Source organism: Actinotalea alkalitolerans, assembly GCF_023369855.1.
Lineage (GTDB): Bacteria > Actinomycetota > Actinomycetes > Actinomycetales > Cellulomonadaceae > Actinotalea.
Genome location: NZ_JAMBPP010000025.1, coordinates 1 through 19320 on the forward strand (window position 1 = coordinate 1; position 19320 = coordinate 19320).

Consider the following 19320-nt stretch of genomic DNA (forward strand, 5'->3'; position numbering starts at 1 on the left):
CGACTTTTGGCACGCTGTTGAGTTCTCAAAGAACGAACGCGCATCCATCCGGGCCATCAAGCCCGTCCGGAGGCAACCTGTCTAACTTAGCGGAGCCGGTGAGGCGTGTCAACTCTGCGAGTTCCACGATCATCTGCACCTGACCATGACAATCGTCCGGCGCTTTCGCGTCGGTCGTTCATCGTGGGTTGTGCCCCTGGGACCGGCCTGCGAACCGAAGCTCGTCGTCCGTTGCTCCCTGCGGGGCGGGTTCCTACGTTACGCGGTGCACTGGTTCGGATCAAGTCGGTCCGTCGTGCCCTGCGCCACCCCGGTCTGCACGCGCAGGCTAGGCCTGACGTCCGATCGGGAGGCACCCCGGCCAGCCTCGAGCAGGTGCTCGCGGCCGTCGCTGCGGGTGCTCGGCAACACTAGGGCACCGGAGCGCGTGGTCCAAACCGGCGGGCGCCTCGCGCGCTGACCCACGTCGTCGTCACTCGTCACCGCTTCCTCCGCGCGGCCCACGATCCGGGCCGGCACCACGCGGTCCGGCCACCAGTCGGCTCAGCGGTCTCCTAGGTGCGCCGGCGCGTGGCGCGCAGGGCCAAGGCACCGGTAGCCACGAAGAGGAGGGCCAAGGACACCGCCGGGAGCCAGGATGCTCCTGTGGCCGGCAGGGTGGGGCGAGCCGGCGTCGCCGGTCGGGCGTCGTCCGCGACGGTCACGACCCGCTCCCACCAGACACGGTTGCCGTCCAGCAGACCCCACAGGCGAAGCGTGTACGTCCCCGCCGCGAGCCCCGGTGGGACCTCGAGCTCGGCGGTGCCCGCCGAGATGTTCTCCCGGACGACGAGTGCCCGACCGTCGAGACAGGCGAGGAACCAGAGCTGGTCGTACTCGTTGAAGTAGATGGTGGTGTCCGACGGCACATCCGCGAGCCCGAGGGTGAGCCGCCCACCGACCGGCGCGGTGTCATCGCCGATCAGCCGCCCGACGGGCGCCTGGCCGCCGGTCCGCTGGCACGCGACGCCCGGTGTCAGGGTGATCGGATCCGCGCTGACGGTCACCGTCGTGCTGAGGCGCACCAACGTCCCGCCGTCGTGCATCGTCCCTGAACCCTCGTAGAACATCACGCTGATCGGGTAGGCGCCGGGTGCGGTTCCCACCGGGACGCCGACGAGGAAGAGCCCGGCGTCCTGCGACTCGAGGGCCATCGCCTCCGCCGCTCCCATCGGGGCCCAGGGGGTGCAGCTGATGAAGGTCTCCCCCGAGCCTCCGCCGATGAAGCGCGTCGGCCACTCACCGAAGCCGGTGAGGACTCCCAGCACGGGCGTCCCCGCCTGCACCGCGGGAACGTCGAGGGTCAAGGTGCCGTCGGTTGCCGCGGGGACCACCCACTCGCACAGCGGCAGGTCGGGCGCTGGGCCCGGCTCCACCACCGCGGGCGTCGGGCTCGGCTCGACGACAGCAGGCGTGGGACTCGGCTCGACCACCACAGGTGTCGGGCTCGCTTCGACCACGTCGGGCAAGGGACTCGGCTCGACCGCCGGGGGCGCGGGGCTCGGCTCCACGACGGCAGGCGTGGGACTCGGCTCCACGACGGCAGGCGTGGGACTCGGCTCGACCACCACAGGTGTCGTACTCGCCCCGACCACGTCGGGCGTGGGACTCGGCTCCACCGCCGTGGCCGCGATCGGCAGCACGAGCGCGGCGAGACAGAGCAGGAGGACGACGAGACGGCGGACCGTACCCATGGGATCAACGCTACTCGCGGGCCCCGGGAAACCCCGGCGAACCGGACACCCCGCTCGGCTCCGTGAGGCGAGCCAAGACCGATCGCTCGCAGCCCAGGGACCTTGGTCCCTCAGTACAACGCGAAGGACGCCACCAGGACGTCACCGTCCGCACGGCTGGACCCTGACCTGGACGACGTCGTCGATGGGCAAGGGACGGATCGGCCCCTCCTGCAGACAGACGGAAGGGCCTCCCACTCAGCGTCTCCGCCGGCGAGAGGCCCTTACCTGCTGTGCGCCCGGAGGGATTCGAACCCCCAACCTTCTGATCCGTAGTCAGATGCTCTATCCGTTGAGCTACGGGCGCCCGGCCACGTGGGCCGCCCACGAGGATACATGCCTCGAGGGGGAGGACCCAATCGACCCGACAGCATGAACCCGGCACCCTCGTGGAGCGGAGGAGCCGGGCACATGACGCGCGGAGACGGTGGGATTTGAACCCACGGAAGGGTTGCCCCTTCACGACCTTAGCAGGGTCGCGCACTAGACCTGACTATGCGACGTCTCCAGTGTGCAGGTCAGGGTACCCGCCTACGGGACCGGGGAGCAAAGCGCCCTCCTGGGGTCGTCGGCGGGTCTCGTTCACCGCTCGTACGCCCAGCTCCGGTCGGTCAGGATCCGCGCTGCCGCGAGGCCGATGGCGATCGCGATCATCACGAAGACCGCCTGGACCCCCGAGGTCACCGCGACCTCGGCGTCGCCGTTGTTGAGGCCGATGACCGTCCGGTAGACCGCGGCCCCAGGCACCATGATCACCACGGCCGGCACCGAGATCGTGATCCGCGGGACATTCATCCGTGGCGCCAGCACTGCGGCCATCAGGCCGACGGTGAGGGTCGCGATCATCGTCGCCGCCTGGATCACCACCCCCAGGTCCGCGAGCTGCAGGCGCAGGACGTTGGCCACCATCCCGATGAGCGCAGCGCCCAGGGCCATCCGGAACGGAGAGTTGAACATCAGCGCGAAGCCCAGGACCCCCAGGAAGCTCGCCAGCGCGCGCAGGGCGACCTCGAGCCACAGCGCCAGGTCGGGCGGGGGCGTCGGGTCGGGGCTGAGCCCGGACACCCACGACACCGCCCAGACACTGATCGCTGCGGACATGAGGATCATCAGGGCGTAGACGATCCGAGCCACGCCCGCGGAGAAGTCGAGCTTGGCGAGGTCCAGCGCGCCGGTCACCAGGGCGAACCCGGGCACGAGGAACAGCACCGCCGAGATGAACCCGGCCTCGTGTCCCGCACCCGCACCGCCTGCCCACGCGTCGAGCGCCTCGACGAACGCCAGGTACGTCAGGCACGCCGCGGCCGCCGCGAGCATGGTGGTGCCGAACTGGTTGATCTTGCGATGCAGGAAGAACCGACGCACGTACTGCCCGACCCCCGCGGCCAGGAACACCCCGACGACCTCGATGGGTCCGCCGTTGTTGAGGTAGGCGAACGCCGCGCACGCCAGGGCGGCGAAGAGCGCGTTGCCCACCGCGGGGTAGAGCGGCGGCAGGGCCTCGATCCGGTCCAGCTCGCGGTTGACCTCGTCGACCGAGGTGCCGGGCCGCAGTCCGTTGACCAGGTCGGTGAGCTCCCCGAGCCGATGCGAGTTGACGCCGATCGACCGGACCTCGGCGACCTCGGTCCGGAAGATGGCTCCACGGTGCGACGTAGCGGTGATCTCCGTCAGCGTCACGTGAGCTGCGTGGCGGTCCAGCCCGAAGGACCGCGCGACCTGCTGCATGGCGGTCTTGACCCGGTAGCTACCCGTCCCCGAGGAGAGCATCGCCCTGCCGGTGCGGAGCACCGCCCCTGACTGGCGGATGAGCTCGACAGGTTCGAGGGAGTCCTCGTCGGGCACGGTGGTGGTCATGGGACCTATCTTCGGGGCCGCACCCCGCCCAGGGCTAGGACCGTCGCCCTCGCGTGGACAGGCCCTTGGTCACACCTCGGCGCCCGGCACGCTCGACCGCGCTGGTCAGCGCGTGATGCCGAGCGCCTGCACCTGCTGCTCGTGCTGGCCCGCGACCCAGCCATCCACCAGGCGCGGGTCCTCGGGCACGTCGCCGGCGCGGAGGGCCCCGATGTAGGCCCGGTCCGCCTCGAGCACCGCGATCGCCTGCTCGCGGTCGAGCACCGGTCCGTGACCGGGAACCACCAGGTCGACCTCCCCGGACTCCAAGGGAACCGCGAGCAGCTCGAGGCCCACGGTGTAGCCGGCGAGAGGGTCGAGGGCTGCCGTGTCGAGCAGCGGGACCTCGCGCGCCGAGAGCATGTCACCGGCCACGAGCACGCGGGCGTCGCTCACCAGCAGTGCCAGGTGGCCCGGGGCGTGCGCGTCGTGCACGAGCAGGCGGAGCTCCCGCCCCGACCACGGCAGGACGGGAGCGTCGGTCTCGAGCGCCCGCACCCCTCGCAGCACGTCCCGGTCGATGCCGAGCTCGGCCGTGGCCTCCTCGCTCAGCACCTGCTCCGGTCGGCCCTGGACCTGGGCGTACGCCAGCGGTGTCGCCCACCGCTGCGCGTCGCCCAACGACGGTCGCCACAGGACGTGGTCGACGTGAGCGTGCGTCACGACGCCACCCGTGACGACGAGGCCGAGACGCCAGACCTGCTCGGCGAGCGCGTCGATCTCGTCCGCGGTCATCGCCGGATCGACGACCAGGGCACCTCCGGCGTGGGACGCGGTGTCGGCCACGATGACCGTGCTCGACGTGTGCCACTTCGGCACATGCCTCACGTGCACGCCCGGGGCGACCTCGCGCAGCTCACGCTCATCCATCTCGCGACGCTACCCCGCTCCGTGTCCCCACACGGCGTCCGCCTCCCTCATCCCTCCTGCCACCTCGTCGAGGACGCACTCCTGCACTGAGGACGCACGCGCAGACGTGCGTCCTCGGTGCAGAAGTGCGACGCCGATGGCGAGCAGGGGGTGGGGTGGGGGTGCGCGCAGGCGGGGGTGCGCGCAGGCGGGGGGTGCGCGCAGGCGGGGGTGCGCGCAGGGGGGGTGCGCGCAGGCGGGGGTGCGCGCAGGGGGGGTGCGCGCAGGCGGGGGTGCGCGCAGGGGGGTGCCAGCGGAGGGCAAGGGATTCGAACCCTTGGATACGGGGGTGTCCCGCATCAACGGTTTTCAAGACCGTCGCTTTCGGCCGCTCAGCCAGCCCTCCCCGCACCGGCCCCTCAGGGCGCGGCGCGGGCCCATTGTGCCAGTGAACGCTCGGGCCGCGCTCCGGACGTCGCCGGTTCGTACACCACCATCAGGAGGGGCTCTCCTCCCACCAGCCCTCGGCCCGCCCGGGGCTCACCACCGGCACGCCGTAGATGCTCGCGACCCTCGCGAGCGCGGTGTCATAGGTGGCCAAGGCCTCGATCTCGGGGTGGGCCACGACGATGCCCAGGTGGATCGCCCCGAAGGGGTCGAGGACCGTCGAGGCCATCGCGGCCGTGCCCAAGGACTGGTCGAAGAAGCGCACCACCTCGACCGACGTGGCGATCTGGTGCGCACGAGCACGCGCGACCGGGTCCATCAGCTGGGCAGCACGGCGCAGCTCGCTCACCCCGAGCGGTGAGGTGACCAGCTGCGCGCGGTGCTCGAAGGACCAGCGCATCCACGAGGCCGACTCGACACCCGAACCGAGAGCACAGGCCAGGGCCGAGCCGTCGGCGTAGATCAGCATCGTGTCCGTCCTGCTCCGCACGTCCCGCGTGACGCATCCGCCGGATGCGTGGGTCAGGCCAGAGCCTAGTCAGCCAGGCACGTACGGCGCGGGCCTGCACCCTCGTGAGAGAGGGTGCAGGCCCGGGCTGATCGTGGTCGGTCTCAGCTGCTGCGCAGACGCTCCATCGCGAGCTGGACCAGCGAGATCAACGTCTGCTTGGTCGCGGCACGGGACCGGGCGTCGGTGTACATGACCGGCACGTGCGGCGGGATCGACAGCGCCTCACGGATGTCGTCGAGCTGGTGGCGGGCCACCCCGTCGAAGCAGTTGACCGCCACGACGAAGGGGATCCCCCGGCTCTCGAAGTAGTCCACCGCCGGGAAGCACTGGTCGAGCCGCTCGGTGTCGACCAGGACGACCGCACCGATCGCGCCGCGGACCAGGTCGTCCCACATGAACAGGAAGCGGTCCTGCCCAGGGGTGCCGAAGAGGTACAGCCAGAGCGAGCCCGGCAGGGCGATGCGACCGAAGTCCATCGCCACCGTCGTGGTCGTCTTGCGGTCGGTGACCCCGCCGGCGTCGTCGACGCCCACGGAGTGCTCGGTCATCGCGGCCTCGGTGTTGAGGGGCTCGATGTCCGAGATGGAGCCGATGAAGGTCGTCTTGCCGACGGCGAAGCCACCGGCGACGACGATCTTCACGACTGTTGGCGCGACACCCCCGCCGACCCTCTTGCGGTCGGTCACAGCGGTGTCAGAGGGCGGATATGCCATTGAGAACACTCTCCAGCACGCTCAGGGACAGGGCGGGGGACTGGCCGGTGTGGACGCTCACCGGCGTTGAGGTGTGCACACGGATGTACTGCGACTCCGAGAGGTCCGTGACCAGGATCCGGACCACACCGAGCGGGAGCCGCAGCAGCGCGGAGAGCTCGGCGACGGAGACGAAGGTGTGTGCGGCATGCTGCAGGATCGCGCGCTTCTCGGGCGGCAGCCCCTGGCTGTTGGCGGCCCCGGGAAGGACCTCGACGAGTGCTTCGAGTGGGAGGTCCGAGTTCGCGGCCTTGACCCGCCCGCCCGTCACGGCATAGGGGCGGACCGTCCGCGCCTCGTACTCCACACCGGGATCGCCGGACGGCGGGTCGGCGTGCCGACCCGTTCCGTACGTCTCCTCGTTGGGTGTCATGCCGCGTTCACCCGACCGGCGTACGCGTGGCGCCGTCGACCGGCAGGTTGCCGCGCATCTCGGTCACGAGCTGCGGCGTCAGCGTGGTCTCCGTACGGGAGACCAGCATCGCCATCTCGTAGCCGATCAGGCCGACGTCGCAGGTCGAGTCGGCCACGACAGCCAGCACCGACCCGTTGGAGACGCTCATCAAGAACAGGAAGAGCTCGTCCATCTCGACGATCGCCTGCCGCACGTCACCTGCCCGCAGCTGGCGGGCTGCGCCACGTGTCAGGCTCGACATGCCCGCCACGATGGCGGCGAGCTGGTCGCCGCTGGTGCGGTCCAGGTCCTCCGACATGGCCATGAGCAAGCCGTCGGCCGACACGACGAGCGTGTGCCGGGTTCCGGGTACGGTCCGGACGAAGTTGTCCAGAAGCCAACCGAAGTTGGCGGCTTCCGAGCTGAGCGCTGTCACGTGTCCTCCTCGAGGTGGCCTGCCTGGCGGCGGCTTGGGGTGGTGCTCGCGGTCACCATGAGGTGTTCCGCTGGGTCAGGTCGGTGTCCGGAGTGGTCACGGGTTCCCCGCGGCCACCTGCCGAACCGTCCTCGTGACCGGTGACCTCGGTGCCACCGGTGGTATGTGTCGCGCCGGCCGGGTCCTCCGCGCCCTCCGCGGCACGACGACCCCGGCTGGTGCCGGTCTGGAAGCTCGACAGGAGCGAGCGGACCTGGTTGGCGTCGCGGTCCGGGCGGCTGCCCGAGGCCGAGACCTTGATCTCCGGAGCGGCCGGGATGTTGCCCGGCACGCGACGGGTGAGTGAGGCCGGCGCAGCACCGCTGACGGTCTGAGGCCGGTACGAGGACAGCTGGCTGAGCTCGGACAGCGCCTGCTGGGCGATGTCCCCACGCTGGGCCAGCATGTTCGTCACCTCGTCGTCGAACGCACCGAGCGTGGGCTGCGGCGTGAACGTCGTCGCGGCACCCGTCCGGGCCGGGAGCGAGGGATGCGGCAGGACGGCGCCCGACGGCGTGCCCGCTGCTCCGGTGGGCTCATGCCCCGACCTGGGGCGGTCGGCCACCGGCGCCGGCGCTGCGGCTGCAGGCGCGGGTACCGCCGGAGGTGCTGACCACGGCTGGGGTGCGGGAGCGACGGCTGACGGCGGCGGCTGCCACCCTCTGCTCGGCGGGATCGAGGGCGAGGGAGCCGGCGCTGCCGGCTCTGCGACAGGTGCGTACGTGTGGGCACCGGCCTCGTCGGAGACGTTCCAGGCCGAGGTGCGCACCGGAGAGGCGGTGGGCTGCCCGAGGGGTGCGGGCGCGACGAACGCCTGCTCAGGGCTCGGCTGGACAGGGGTGACCGGGGTGAAGGCCGGGGCCTGGACCGGCGCGGGCAGGCTGCCCGTCGGTGCGGCGGCGGGGTTCACCGTCGTCTTGCTGCGGCCGAAGAGCCCCAGGAACCCGCGGCGGCGCTTGACCTCACGGGTGCTGCGCCGGGTCGGACCCTGCACGAGCTCGGTGAAGGCCGGGGTCCCGACCGACTGCTCGGGCGCCTGCGGTGGTGCCTGCCACGGGACCGGAGCCGGTGCCGCAGCGGGGGCCGAGGCCTGCGCCTGCCAGGGAGCCGGCTCGGCGACAGGCGCGGGGGCCATGGCCTGGGTCTGCCACGCGGCGGAGGTCGGCTGGTCCCAGCGGGCCTCGGGCGGGGCAGGTGCCTGCCAGGCCGCGGGTGCGGGGGCGGGGGCAGGTGCAGGTGCAGGTGCATCCCACTGGGACTGGGCGGGAGCCGGTGCATCCCACTGGGACTGGGCAGGTGCAGGTGCAGGTGCGTCCCACTGGGTCTGGGCGGGAGCCGGTGCCTGCCACGCAGCGGGAGCATCGGCGTGCCACTGCGCAGCGGGCTGCTCGTAAGCAGGCTGCTCGTAAGCAGGCTGCTCGTCAGCGGGCTGCTCGGTCTCGGCCGGCGCACCCGACAGCGGGGTGCCCGGGACGAACGCCGACGGCGACCAGACCTCGGTCGACTCCTGCGGCAGCTCGTCGGCGGGGGCCTGGTACCAGGGCGCCTGGTCGACCTCGGACCCGACAGCCCCGAGCTGGCCGGCCGGAGGGTAGTAGTCGTCGTCGACCATCTGGGGGATGACCATCGGCGGTGTCTCGGGCTGCTCGGCGGCGTGGGCCCCGCTGTGCCTGGCCGGCACGGCAGTGCGCTCACCAGTGACATCCCACTCGCCCCCGGGCTGCTCGACCTGCTCCTGGAACACCGGGGCGGGGTCCTGCTCGGGCGCTGCGGGCTGGGCTGCGGCAGCTCGCCCGAAGAAGGCAGCCGCACCAGCTGCCGCGGCCGCGAGGCGCTCGGCGCCGTCGGGGCCACCGAGGCCGATCGACGGGTCGACCTGCTCCGCACGGTCGTTGCCGACCGAGGCCGCAGCGAGCTCGGCGCGACGCGACCGGAAGCCCGAGAAGAGTGCGGCTCGGCTCTCGCCGCCTGCGGCAGCGGTCGTGGGTGACGGGGACGGCTGCGCGACCTGGGGGCCCGCAGGCTGGCGGACGGGCAGCGCACCGGTCTGGGTGTCGGGCGCTCCCTGACGTGTCGGCAGTGCGGCGCCGGCGGGTCGGCGGGTCGGCAGACCGGCGGCAGGAGCGGCCTCCTCCGACGGGGCCGCGACACGTCGGCTCGGCAGTGCAGTCGGGCCCGAGGAACCCACCACGGGCGGGCTCCACGACTCGAGGTCCACCGCAGCGGCACCGGCGAGGCTGTCGGCCGAGGGTGCGAGCGGGATCGAGGGCGCTGCCGCGGCGTCGTCCTCGTCACGGTGGCTGGCGCTCGGAGCCGGGGCCTCGACGTCCGCCGTGCGGGACCGGCGCCGTGGCAGCCCGAGCGGCGTGGCGCCGTCGGTCAGTGCCGCGAGGTCCACCTGCTCGGCCGGGTTGGCCGCAGACCCGAGCTGGCCCGGTGCGACGTCCTCGACGAAGGCCGGCGCCGGGGCGTAGGCGGTGTCGTGGATGACCTCTGCGGCCTCCTCGGGCAGGGCGAAGGACTCGATGCGGGCAGGCTGCATCGGCTGGGTGAGCGGGATCGCGTCAGGGTCGACGAAGAGCACCAGCGGCAGACGGAGCACCGCGAGGGTGCCCTGCCCGCCGGGCCCCTGAGAGAGCTCGACCTGGGCGCCCAACCGGTTGGCGATACGGCCGACGACGAAGAGGCCGAGGCGCTGGGCCCCGAGGACGTCGCTCGCGGAGGTCGACCGGATCTTGACGTTGGCCTGCTCGAGCTCGATCGGGGCCATTCCCAGGCCCTGGTCGAGCACCGTCACCAGCACGTGGTTCTCGTCGATGCCGGTGGAGACCTGGACCGGGGTGCCGGGCTCGGAGAACACGGTCGCGTTCTCGAGGATCTCGGCCAGGAGGTGGGCTGCGGCGAGAGCCGTGTGCCCGAGCATCAGCGGGTCGACGCGCAGGTCCAGCTGGACGCGCTCGTAGTGCTCGATCTCCGACGAGGCGGTGCGGATCACGTCGGAGACGGGCATCGCGTCGCGCAGGCGCCGACCGGTGTCGATCCCGGCCAGGACGAGCAGGGACTCGGCGTTGCGGCGCATCCGGGTCGCGAGGTGGTCGAGGCGGAACAGGTCGGCCAAGGTGGCCGGGTCCTCCTCCGAGCGCTCGAGCGCGTCGATGAAGGACAGCTGCCGGTTGAGCAGGATCTGGTCGCGGCGGGCGACGTTGACGAACATCTCCGCGATGGACCCACGCAGTGCGGCCTGCTCCTGGGCCACCTGGATCGTGGTCGTGTTCACCTCGTTGAAGGCGGTGGCGAGCTGGCCGATCTCGTCGCGGCTGGTCACCGGGATCTGGGCGAGCCGGAGGTCGGGGCCTTGACCCGGGACGGAGACCTGGTCGACGAGGCTGGGCAGGTCGTCGCGGACCTGCCCGGCGGCAGCGGTCAGACGCCGCAGCGGCTCGGTGATCTGCCGTGCGATCGTCAGCGCGACCGCCACCGAGAACAGCACGGCAAGGATGGTCGCGAGCACCGTGATGACGGCGGTACGGACCGAGTCCTCGGCCATGGTCGACGCACGCTGGGTCGACGCGACCGCCAGGGCCTGCGCCGTCGGCCTCAGCGCCTCGATCTCCATCACCGCGAAGCGGGTCCAGTCCTCGGGGCTGATCCGCTCGAAGTAGATGGTCTGCTCGGTCGCGATGAGCTGACGGTAGGACGCGTAGGTCTGGATGCCCTCACGGACCGAGCCGATGCTCGGCAGCGACGCCCCCTCGACCTCGACCCCCGCGATGATGCCCGCGGCCTGGCCCCGGGCGACGTCGTTGGGGGTGAAGAGGGCGGTGAGGACCTGGATCTCGCGGACGGACTGGTCACCGCTGAGCATCTGCGCACCCAGCACCTGCTCCATGTGGAGGTCCTCGGCGACCCCTGCCAACGCGGAGTTGGCGGTCACGATGGCCGCGACCCGACGGTCGGTGAGGTTCTCGGCGACGGTCCTGACCATCGAGATCGTGGTGTCGATCAAGGAGCCGTAGTCGCGGGCCACGGTGACGTAGGGCACCGCGGAGGAGTCGACGCTCCGTCGGATGTTGTCCAGGGCGAGCACGTCCTGGCCGAACCGGGCGATCGTGCTGCTGATCGCCGGGTCGACGGTCTCCAGGTTGACGGCACGGACCGCGAGGTTGAACGCGGACAGCGCGGCGTCGGTGGTCGAGCGCGAGGAGCCGAGCTCCGATCGCAGGGACTCCTTGATCGACGGGTCCGCAGCGACGAACGGGAGCGCGGCGCGGCGCTCGGCCTGCAGGGCCGTGGTGACCTCGGCGAACTTCTGGAAGGCATCGAGCCCTCGCTCCGTGGTCCGTGCGACCTGCGCGTCCTGGATCGCCTGCAGGGAGAGGAGCCCCGCGAGGAGAGAGAGGACGAGCACGGGTACGGAAAGGGCCGCGAGGACCTTCCCGCGGATGCCCAACCTGCGAAGCATGGCGACCTCTCTCCTCCACTGCCCTGTGGTGCCCACAGCACGATCGGTGCCGAGTGGGGACCTGACCTCGGCCGGCGGTCTTCTGCCGTCGTGGACTCATCGGCGCGCAGCACTGTCGGCATTAGGCCGTTCGTGCACCCGCGTTTCCCGCGGCACACGATATCGGGGCTTTTTCACCCGGCTGCAACACTTCTGCCATGCGAGTTGTGAAGGTTTCCCGGCCCGGTGGACCCGAGAGCCTGGTCGTGGGCTCGGTCCCGCTGCCCGCGCCGGGTCACGGTGAGGCCCTGGTCGAGGTCGCCGCGGCGGGTGTGAACAACGCCGACCTGCTCCAGCGGGCCGGGCTCTACCCCCCACCGCCGGGGGCGCCTGACTGGCCCGGCCTGGAGATCTCCGGGCGCATCGTCGCCCTCGGCGACCCTGCGCCCGAGAGCAGCGACGCTGGTCCGGCACCGCTGGACCAGGCCGGTCGGTGGGTCGTGGGCGACGAGGTCTGCGCGCTCCTGGCGGGCGGCGGCTACGCCGAGCACGTGGTCGTGCCTCTGGGACAGCTGCTGCCTGTGCCCGCCGGGATCGGGCTGGTCGAGGCCGCTGCCCTGCCCGAGGCCGCATGCACCGTCTGGTCGACCCTCGTCGGTGCCGCTGGCCTGCACGGCGGCGAGTGGCTCCTCGTGCACGGCGGTTCGGGAGGCATCGGCTCGATCGCGGTCCAGGTGGGCGTCGCTCTCGGTGCTCACGTGGCCACCACGGCGGGAGGTGCCGCCCGGGGCGCCCGCTGCGCTGAGCTGGGGGCCGAGCTCGTGGTCGACCACCGCAGCCAGGACTTCGTCGAGCTGGTCCGTGCGGCGACCGGTGGCGCCGGGGTCGACGTCGTCCTGGACGTCGTCGGCGGTGCGTACCTGCGTCGCAACCTCGACGCCCTCGCGGTCGGCGGACGGCTCGCGGTGATCGGGATGCAGCAGGGTCGACGTGCGGAGCTCGACCTGGGCTCGCTCCTCAGCAAGCGGCTGACCGTGCTGGGCACGACCCTGCGGTCACGACCCGCGCACGAGAAGACGGCCATCGTCGCCGCGGTCCGTGAGCACGTGTGGCCGATGGTCCAGGCGCGACGCGTGCTGCCCGTGGTTCACGAGGTGCTGCCCCTGGCCGAGGCCGCGCGCGCCCACGAGCTGCTCGCCTCAGGCGAGGTGTTCGGAAAGCTGCTGCTGGTCCCCTGAGTGGCTGCCCGTGCGAGCCTGCTCAGGCGAGCAGACCACGGGCCAGCGCCGGAGCCAGGACCGGAGCCAGGGGAAGGCGCGGGATGAGGGTGGCCTGGACCGCGTGGTAGAGGTCGGCCTTGCCCTCCCACACCGTGCGCGAGACCTCGTTGTCGGGGCCGAGCTCGTGCCACCACGAGCCGCCGTCACGGTCGAGCAGGTGCTCGGCGGCGTAGTCCCACCAGGTGCGGTACCAGTCGTCGAACCGCTCGTCGCCGGTGACCGCGAAGAGCGCGGCGGCCGCGCCCAGGGCCTCGCACAGCACCCAGTGCATGCGCTCACGCACGACAGGTCGGCCATCCCAGTCCACCGTGTAGACGAAGCCCGGGGCACCGTCCACGGCCCAGCCCTCCGCGATGCTCGCGTCGAACAGCGAGGTGGCGTCCTCGACCATCCAGGCGGGCGGCTCGTCGCCGAGGGCGGTCAGGGCGGCCCGGACGTGCAGGGTCAGCCGGGCCCACTCGAGCCAGTGACCGATCGTCGCCCCGTACGGACGGAAGGGGTGGGCGGGTGCGTCGGCGTTGTACTCCAGGTCAGGCTGCCAGTGCGGGTCGAAGTGCTCGGGGATGCGCCAGCGGTTCCCGCGCGCGAACCCGTGCACCACGCGCTCGACGATCCGCGCCGCCCGGTCCAGCCAGGTCCGGTCACCCGTCACGTCGGCCGCCGCGAGGTAGGCCTCGACGGTGTGCATGTTGGCGTTGACGCCCCGGTACTCCTCGGTGCGGCTGAAGGCACGGTCCCAGGACTCCACGACCATGCCCTCGTCCTCGTCCCAGAAGTGGTCCAAGGACACCGCGAGCGCCTCGTCGAGCAGCTCCCGCGCACCGGGCCGCCCGGCGGCAGTGGCACTGGCCGTGGCCAGGATCACGAAGGCGTGCGGGTAGGCGCCCTTCTCCTCGTGCTCGGTGGTCTGCGGTCCCTGCGGGCCGACCGCAGCGAACCACCCGCCGTGCTCGCGGTCGCTGAACCGCCCGGCCAGGGCCGCCAGCCCGTGGTCGACCAGGCTCGCCGCACCCGGTCGTCCGAGCAGCGCACCCAACGAGAAGACATAGGTCATGCGGCAGGTGATCCACAGCTCGGTGGGCCTGGTGGCGTCGAGCAGCCCGCGCTCGTCGAGCCAGCCGAAACCACCCGCGGGCACCCGGGCCGCACGCCCGAAGTCCAGCAGCCTGTCGGTCTCCGCCTCGAGCCAGCGGTGGTGGGCGGGGGACGACAGCCAGCTCATGGGGTCTCCAGGGTCGGGATCAGACGACGCCTCACGCTACTCGCACGGCCCAGGTCTCGGAGTGGCCCGGGCGGACGCACGACCCGAACCGCCCGGGCCACACAATAGGAGGTATGGACGACCAGACGCACCGCCCCGACGCCTCTCTCCCCCGCGCCGACTCCCAGGAGCGCGACGAGCCCGGCGCGCTGACACCGCGTGGCGCCTTCCTGGGGCAGCCGGCCAAGGTGATGCGGATCGGCACGATGGTCAAGCAGCTCCTCGAGGAGGTGCGCGGAGCCCCGCTCGACGACGCCGCCCGCACCCGGCTGGCCGAGATCCACGAACGCACGATGACCGAGCTCGAGGACGGGTTGTCCGAGGACCTGGTCGCCGAGCTGAGGCGGATCAGCCTGCCGTTCAGCGACGAGGGCACCCCCTCCGACGCCGAGCTGCGGATCGCCCAGGCGCAGCTGGTCGGCTGGCTCGAAGGGCTCTTCCACGGCCTGCAGACCGCACTCGTGGCGCAGCAGATGGCCGCGCAGGCGCAGGCAGGACCCGAACGTCGCGCACTGCCGGGTGTGCCCGGGGCCGTGCGCACCGACGAGCGCGGGCCGGGCCAGTACCTGTGACCCGCCGAGGTGCAGCCTCGCCTCACCGAGGCTCGGGGGCTCCGCGGGCCGGGACGGGAGCACGCCGCACCGAGGTCAGCGCGATGGCCGCCGAGACCAGGAGCAGGCCGAGCACCTCGAGCGGATCGGGCAGCTGGCGCAGGACGACCGCACCGACGACGGCGGCGATCGCCGGCAGCATCGCGAGCAGGACGGCGAAGCCGGCCGCCGACACCCGGCGCAGGACCACCTGCTCCAGGGCGTAGGGCACCACCGAGGACAGCACCGCGACGCCCACCACGGCGGCCACCAGCCACCACGACGCGAGCACGGGGGCCGACGACCGCACCAGCAGCGGCGCGAAGACCAACGCGCCCGCGCACATCGCGACCGAGAGCCGCGTCACCCCGTCGCCGGTGAGCGCGACCCGCCGTCCGAGCAGGATGTACCCGGCCCAGCACGCCGCCGCGGCTCCGGCCGCCAGCAACCCGATGGCTGCCCCCGGCCCACCGACGCTCACCGTGACCCCCGCCAGGAGCACGACCCCGCAGGCAGCGAGCACGATGCCCGTGCGCTCCCGCCACCCCACGCCCGTCACAGCGCCCACCAGGACAGGACCCAGGAACTCGATCGCCACCGCGGTCCCCAGCGGCAGGTGGTCGATCGCGATGTAGAAGGTCACGTTCATCGCGGCGAGCGTCGTGCCGAACAGGAGCACCACGCCGAGGTCACGACGCGACCACCGCAGCCGCCACGGTCGGCGCCAGGCCAGCAGCAGCACGGCCGCGACGACCAGCCGCAGCCAGCCCACCCCGGCGGCGGGGATCACCGCGAAGAGCCCGATGGCCAGGGCCGCCCCGACGTACAGGCTCAGACCCGACGCCACGAAGATCAGCGGGGCCGGGACGCGCGCGTCCGCAGCTGGGGGGTGCACCACCGACTCACCCTAGGTCCCGGCCACCGGGGCGCACCGCACCCGGACCTCGGGCGACACCTGCCCGGGCATGACGACGGCGCGGCGACCGGGTGGTCGCCGCGCCGTCGCGGGGCGCGGGGTCAGCCCTTGACGGACCCCGCGAGCAGTCCTCGGACGAAGTATCTCTGGAGTGCGAGGAAGACGACCACCGGCACGATCATCGAGATGAACGCCCCCGCGGAGAGCAGGTGCCAGTCGGCGCCACGGGTCCCGGAGAGCTCTGCGACACGCACCGTGAGGGGCGCGACGTTCCGGGTCCCGCCCGCGAAGGTCAGCGCGACCAGGAGGTCGTTCCACACCCACAGGAACTGGAAGATCGCGAAGGACGCGATCGCCGGCACCAGCAGAGGCAGGAGCACCTGGAAGAAGATCTTGACGTGGCCTGCGCCGTCGACCCGCGCCGCCTCGATCAGCGACGGCGGGATGTCCTTCATGAAGTTGTGCAGCAGGAAGATCGCCAGCGGCAGGGCGAAGATCGAGTGCGAGAGCCAGACGGTCCAGAACGACCCCGCCAGACCCCAGGTCACGTACTGGGTGAGCAGCGGGATCAGGGTGACCTGGATCGGGACGACCTGGAGTGCGAAGACCGCGACGAAGAGCACGTTGCGGCCCTTGAACTCGATCCAGGCGAAGGCGTAGGCGGCCAGCAGCGCCAAGGTGATCGGGATGACCACCGACGGCAGCGTGATCACGATCGAGTTGACGAAGTAGACCGCCAGGTTGGTCTGGCTGCCGAACATCGCCTCCTGGTAGTTCGCCCCGGTGACCGTCGGGTTGGTGAAGAAGGTCCACCAGCCCGTGCGGTTGATGTCGGACTGCGGACGGATCGAGGTGATCAGCAGCCCGAAGGTCGGGATGGTCCACAGGATGGCGATGACCGCCGCGAGCAGCGAGGCCCACGGGCTGGTCAGCCGCTTCTTGGCCTTCGCGGCACGCTGGTCGAGGCCCAGGCCACGGCGGGAGGACTGGGTGCCGGCGTCGTCGTCACCGACACCGCCGGTGACCAGGGCCGGGACGGGAGGTGGCGTGGTGGTCATCGGATCTCCTCCGAGATGCGGAGCTGGCGGATGTTGTAGATGACCAACGGGATCACCAGGACGAAGAGGATCACCGCGAGCGCCGCGCCCAGCCCGGCGTTCTGCTGCACGAAGCTCTGCCGGTAGAACTCGTTCGCCACGACCGAGGTCTGGAAGTTGCCGCCGGTCATCGTCCGCACGATGTCGAAGACCTTCAGGGTGCCCATCGCGATGGTGGTGACCACCACGACCAGTGCGGGGCGGACGCTGGGGATCGTGATGTAGCGGAACATCTTGGCGCCGCTGAGCCCGTCGAGGGTCGCAGCCTCGACGATGTCGTCCGGGATGGCCTTGATCGCTGCCGAGAGCACCGTCATCGCGAACCCTGCCTGGATCCAGACCATGACGGCGATGAGGAAGAAGGTGTTGAACGGGGTGTTCAGCAGGAACTGCTGCGGTTCGAGGCCCGCCCACACCAGGAGCTGGTTGATCAGGCCGATCTGCTGGGCGATGAGGTCACCCTCGGAGTTGCGCAGCACGGCGCGGTAGTCGTAGACGAACTTCCAGATGATCGAGGCGCCGACCATCGAGATCGCCATCGGCAGGAAGACCAGGGTCTTGGCCACCCGCTCGAACCGGGTGCGGTCCACCAGCACCGCGTAGACCAGGCCGATGAGGGTCGCCGCGATCGGCACGACGATCACCCACAGCGCGGTGTTGCGCAGGACGATCTGGAACTCGCTCTGGGTGAACGCCAGGATGTAGTTGTCCAGACCGATGAAGTTCTGCCCGCGGCGGTCGAACAGCGAGGCCCACAAGGTGCGCAGGCCCGGGTAGACCAGCCCGAAGGTCAGCATCAGCAGCGCGGGACCGACGAAACCGACCGTGACCAGCCACCGCGGTACCCGCTTGGGCCGGTCGACGGCGAGCAGCACCGCACCCATGACGACCACGAAGAGGATGATCGCGACGAGCATCAGGGCGAACTTGTGCCCCGTGTCGTCAGCATTCAGCAACCAGTCGCGGATCCCGTCACCCAGCCACGCCAGATATCTCGAGATGTAGTCCACATCACCCTCCCGTGCCGTTCGTCATCTGTGGCCCGATCCGCCCGGTGTGCCCGGCTTGTGCTCCGAGTCACACCGTAGGGCGTACGCCCCCTGCGCCAGGAAGGGCCCGCCGTGGCGGCGGGCCCTTCCCGTTCTCACGTGGTGCGGTCGATCACGGCCAGGACGCCTCGATCGCGTCCAGGACCTCTGCGTCGGGCTTGTCCGTCGCGATCCAGTTCGTCATCTCCGTCCAGAAGCTGCCGGCGCCCACGGCGGACGGCATCAGGTCGGAGGCGTCGAAGCGGAACTCGGCGTCCGGGTCGGCCAGCAGCTGGAAGGACAGCTGGTCGACAGGGGACTTGAGCAGCGACGGGTCGAGGCCGTTGTTGGCCGTCACCCAGCCGGCCGAGGTGACCTCGGCCTTGGCGTTGGCCCACTCGGGGCTGGCGAGGAACGCCTGGAAGGCAGCGACCTCGGGACGGTCCGCGAAGGCGGCGACGAACTCGCCACCACCGAGCAGCGGACGGTCGTCAGCGGTCTCACCCGGCAGGTAGAAGGCGAAGACGTCGCCGTCGGGGCCGACCTCCGTGCCCTCGGGCCAGTTGGCCTGGTAGAACGACGCCTGGCGGTGCATCCAGCAGTTGCCGTCGAGGATCGGCAGGCCACCGGCCTGGAACTCGGTCGTGGCGATCGAGCTCACGTCGCCGAAGCCGCCGTTGACGTACTCCGGGTTCTTGAGGATCGAGCCCACCGCGGCGAGCGCCTCGGCGACCTGCGGGTCGTTGAACGGGATCTCGTGGTTCAGCCACTGGTCGTAGACGTCGGGGCCCGCGGTGCGGAGCATGACGTCCTCGAGCCAGTCGGTGGCCGGCCACCCGGTGGCGTCGCCCGAGCCGATGCCTGCGCACCAGGGCTTGCTGCCCTCAGCGGCGATCGCGTCGGACAGGTCGAGCATCTCCTGCCACGTGGTCGGGATCTCGTAGCCGGCGCTCGCGAACATCTCCGGCGAGTACCAGACGAACGACTTCACGTTGGCGCCCAGGGGTGCGGCGTAGAAGGTCCCGTCGACCGAGCCGTACTCCTTCCAGGAGGCCGTGTAGAACTCGTCGACGTTGGACTCGACACCCTCGGGTGCCGGGACGACGGCGTCGAAGTCACGCACCAGGGTCTGGAGCAGACCCGGCTGGGGGATGTACGCGAGGTCCGGGGGGTTGCCGGCCTGCACGCGGACGGGCAGCTGGGCCTCGAACTCCTTGGAGCCCTCGTACTCGACGGTCGCTCCGGTGCAGTCCTCGAAGGGCTTGTAGGAGTCGATGTGGGGCTGGTCCTCGGGGGCGACGATCGACGTGTAGAGAGTGACGGTGGTGCCGGACAGGTCGCCGTAGACCTCGTAGGCCTCGCAACCCTCGGCGACCTCCATGCCGCCGTCCCCGTCACCGTCGGTACCGGTGCCGCCGGGCTCGTCGTCGGCCGGCATACAGGCCGCCAGCGCGAGCGCCAGGCCCAGTCCTCCCGCGACCGCCGCGTACCGGCGCCTCGTGTTGCTGTGCATCAAGTGACCTCCACATCCTCGTGGTCTAGAACCGCTGCCGACCACGGCGGATTGCCGCGGCGGTGCGTTGCCCCAATGCAAGCGCTTACAGCGCGCCG

The 19320-nt window shown here is 71.4% G+C and carries 15 protein-coding genes and 3 tRNA genes; 2 read left to right on the top strand and 16 right to left on the bottom strand.

The genetic code is table 11. The features are described from left to right. Window positions 1–554: 554 nt before the first annotated feature. The 11 genes from M1R94_RS19660 to M1R94_RS20605 form a co-directional block, all read right to left on the bottom strand. The gene (locus tag M1R94_RS19660) at window positions 555–1733 is read right to left on the bottom strand and encodes a hypothetical protein (RefSeq protein ID WP_249383433.1); all 1179 of its coding nucleotides are present in this window, start codon (window positions 1731–1733) and stop codon (window positions 555–557) included. Between the two features lie 273 nt (window positions 1734–2006). After that, window positions 2007–2079 (bottom strand) — tRNA-Arg (locus tag M1R94_RS19665). Between the two features lie 112 nt (window positions 2080–2191). After that, window positions 2192–2280: transfer RNA gene (locus M1R94_RS19670), tRNA-Ser, on the bottom strand. A 74-nt stretch (window positions 2281–2354) separates the two neighbouring features. After that, on the bottom strand, window positions 2355–3629 hold the full coding sequence (locus M1R94_RS19675) for a threonine/serine exporter family protein (RefSeq protein WP_249383434.1): 1275 nt from the start codon (window positions 3627–3629) through the stop codon (window positions 2355–2357). Window positions 3630–3734: 105 nt separating this feature from the next. Further along, window positions 3735–4538, bottom strand: a complete 804-nt coding sequence (locus tag M1R94_RS19680) for an MBL fold metallo-hydrolase (RefSeq protein WP_249383435.1) — start codon at window positions 4536–4538, stop codon at window positions 3735–3737. Window positions 4539–4831: 293 nt separating this feature from the next. After that, window positions 4832–4923, bottom strand: a tRNA-Ser gene (locus M1R94_RS19685). Window positions 4924–5013: 90 nt separating this feature from the next. Continuing rightward, on the bottom strand, window positions 5014–5433 hold the full coding sequence (locus M1R94_RS19690; protein ID WP_249383436.1) for a hypothetical protein: 420 nt from the start codon (window positions 5431–5433) through the stop codon (window positions 5014–5016). Between the two features lie 143 nt (window positions 5434–5576). Further along, window positions 5577–6188, bottom strand: a complete 612-nt coding sequence (locus tag M1R94_RS19695; protein ID WP_249383437.1) for a GTP-binding protein — start codon at window positions 6186–6188, stop codon at window positions 5577–5579. Continuing rightward, a complete protein-coding gene (locus tag M1R94_RS19700; protein WP_249383438.1) occupies window positions 6169–6600 on the bottom strand; it encodes a DUF742 domain-containing protein in 432 nt (143 codons plus the stop codon). The genes M1R94_RS19695 and M1R94_RS19700 overlap by 20 nt, the downstream gene beginning before the upstream one ends. Before the next feature lie 7 nt (window positions 6601–6607). Next, window positions 6608–7057 carry a roadblock/LC7 domain-containing protein gene (locus tag M1R94_RS19705; protein WP_249383439.1) on the bottom strand — a complete coding sequence of 150 codons (450 nt, stop codon included), beginning with the start codon at window positions 7055–7057 and terminating at the stop codon, window positions 6608–6610. A gap of 52 nt (window positions 7058–7109) precedes the next feature. Beyond that, window positions 7110–11558: a sensor histidine kinase gene (locus M1R94_RS20605; protein WP_283253716.1), complete on the bottom strand. Its 4449-nt coding sequence runs from the start codon at window positions 11556–11558 to the stop codon at window positions 7110–7112. A gap of 197 nt (window positions 11559–11755) precedes the next feature. Between M1R94_RS20605 and M1R94_RS19715 the strand changes: the two genes are divergently transcribed. Continuing rightward, the gene (locus M1R94_RS19715; RefSeq protein WP_249383440.1) at window positions 11756–12775 is read left to right on the top strand and encodes an NAD(P)H-quinone oxidoreductase; all 1020 of its coding nucleotides are present in this window, start codon (window positions 11756–11758) and stop codon (window positions 12773–12775) included. A gap of 22 nt (window positions 12776–12797) precedes the next feature. Here M1R94_RS19715 and M1R94_RS19720 read toward each other — a convergent pair whose 3' ends face one another. After that, entirely contained in the window at window positions 12798–14039 is a 1242-nt protein-coding gene (locus M1R94_RS19720; protein ID WP_249383441.1) for an AGE family epimerase/isomerase, read from the bottom strand. Between the two features lie 113 nt (window positions 14040–14152). Between M1R94_RS19720 and M1R94_RS19725 the strand changes: the two genes are divergently transcribed. Further along, a complete protein-coding gene (locus tag M1R94_RS19725) occupies window positions 14153–14650 on the top strand; it encodes a proteasome activator (protein WP_249383442.1) in 498 nt (165 codons plus the stop codon). A gap of 22 nt (window positions 14651–14672) precedes the next feature. On the opposite strand, the gene M1R94_RS19730 is transcribed toward M1R94_RS19725, so the two are convergent. From M1R94_RS19730 to M1R94_RS19745, 4 genes are all read right to left on the bottom strand, one after another. After that, window positions 14673–15566: an EamA family transporter gene (locus tag M1R94_RS19730; RefSeq protein WP_249383443.1), complete on the bottom strand. Its 894-nt coding sequence runs from the start codon at window positions 15564–15566 to the stop codon at window positions 14673–14675. 119 nt (window positions 15567–15685) lie between these two features. Next, window positions 15686–16642 (bottom strand): carbohydrate ABC transporter permease, encoded by a 957-nt coding sequence (locus M1R94_RS19735; RefSeq protein WP_249383444.1) that lies wholly within the window; start codon window positions 16640–16642, stop codon window positions 15686–15688. After that, complete coding sequence (locus M1R94_RS19740) at window positions 16639–17598, bottom strand: carbohydrate ABC transporter permease (protein ID WP_249383455.1); 960 nt, start codon at window positions 17596–17598, stop codon at window positions 16639–16641. Before M1R94_RS19740 ends, M1R94_RS19735 begins: the two co-directional genes overlap by 4 nt. Window positions 17599–17842: 244 nt before the next feature. Beyond that, on the bottom strand, window positions 17843–19222 hold the full coding sequence (locus tag M1R94_RS19745; protein ID WP_249383445.1) for an ABC transporter substrate-binding protein: 1380 nt from the start codon (window positions 19220–19222) through the stop codon (window positions 17843–17845). Window positions 19223–19320: the final 98 nt, after the last annotated feature.